Below are 1,157 nucleotides of genomic sequence, written 5' to 3' on the forward strand. Positions count from 1 at the left end.
GCCTCGGCCACCAGCGACACCATCACCCTGCCGCCCGGCTACAGCGCCTCGGTACTGATCAGCTGGGGCCAGCCGCTGCACAAGAACGCGCCGGCCTTCGACCCCAGCGGCAACGGCACGGCCAAGGCCCAGGAACAGCAGTTCGGCGACAACAACGACGGCATGAGCCTGTTCGCCTTCCCCGGTGACGACAACCGCGCGCTGATGGCGATCAACAACGAATACACCAACTACCGCTACCTCTACGCCCACGGCGGCGCGCCGCAATCGGCCGAAGACGTGCGCAAGGCGTTGGCCAGCGAAGGCGTGTCGGTGATCGAAGTACGGCGCAAAGGCGACACCTGGCAGTTCGTCCAGGACTCGCGCTACAACCGGCGCATCCACGGCAACTCGCCAATCCGCTTCGGCGGCCCTGCGGCGGGCCATGCCTGGCTGAAAACCAGCGCCGACAAAACCGGCAAAAAAGTCCTCGGCACCTTCCAGAACTGCGCCAACGGCAAGACCCCGTGGGGCACGTATCTCACCTGCGAAGAGAACTTCACCGACTGCTTCGGCAGCAGCAACCCGCAACAGACCTTCGACGCCGGGCAGAAACGCTATGGCGTGGTCGCCGCGAGCAAAGACATCAACTGGCACCCCCACGACCCGCGCTTCGACATGGCCAAGAATCCCAACGAACTCAACCGCCATGGCTGGGTAGTGGAAATCGACCCGTTCGACCCGCAATCCACACCGGTCAAGCGCACCGCCCTCGGCCGCTTCAAGCATGAAAATGCTGCGCTGGCGGAAACCCGCGACGGCCGCGCCGTGGTGTACATGGGCGACGACGAGCGCGGCGAGTTCATCTACAAGTTCATCAGCCGCGACAAGATCAATCACAAGAACCCCAAGGCCAACAAGGACCTGCTGGACCACGGCACCTTGTACGTGGCGATCTTCGACGCGGGCGACGGCAATGCCGACCATCCCAAGGGCCAGGGCCAATGGGTCGAGCTGACCTACGGCAAGAACGGCATCGACGCCAACAGCGGTTTTGCCAGCCAGGCCGAAGTGCTGATCCACGCGCGCCTGGCCGCCAGCGTGGTGAAAGCCACCCGCATGGACCGCCCGGAATGGATCGTGGTCAGCCCCACCGACGGCCAGGTGTATTGCACCCT

The 1,157-nt window shown here is 64.4% G+C and carries 1 protein-coding gene; it reads left to right on the forward strand.

From position 1 onward, the window contains the following. Positions 1 to 1,157 (forward strand): PhoX family phosphatase (locus HX846_RS34930; protein ID WP_178967226.1); only part of this gene is annotated, 1,157 nt, incomplete at both ends.

It is taken from the genome of Pseudomonas sp. K5002 (assembly GCF_013386655.1).
Lineage (GTDB): Bacteria > Pseudomonadota > Gammaproteobacteria > Pseudomonadales > Pseudomonadaceae > Aquipseudomonas.